Here is a 337-nt window from a genome sequence, read left to right on the forward strand (position 1 = left end):
GCCTTCACACCCCGCATGTTGTAGGTGTAGCTTAGCATGAAATAACGGGTAATCGTTTCCACCCGCGTCTGCGTGAAGTAGTTACCCGAAGCTCCCTGCGTAATGCCCAAGTTTCTGCGGAACAAGTCATATGCCGAAAGACGTACTTCTGACTTCTTAGCCTTACCCAGTAACTTATATACCGCCAGATTCAGAATCGGAATGTTCTGATTTAAACCGAAACGATCATTCTTATAAAGCCGGTAGTCAAACGTAGCATTGAAGTACGCCTCCCAGGGCAGTTTTACGTTCATTTGACCGCTATAACTCTGATTCCAGATTTTTGATTCTGGTAGTA

1 protein-coding gene is annotated in these 337 nt (G+C 45.1%); it reads right to left on the reverse strand.

The features are described from left to right. Positions 1-337, reverse strand: a 337-nt coding sequence (locus tag BWI97_RS26105; RefSeq protein ID WP_158242861.1) for an outer membrane beta-barrel protein, incomplete at both ends; no start/stop codon positions are given.

Source organism: Siphonobacter sp. BAB-5405 (genome assembly GCF_002872335.1).
In the GTDB taxonomy this organism is placed as follows: Bacteria; Bacteroidota; Bacteroidia; order Cytophagales; family Spirosomataceae; genus Siphonobacter.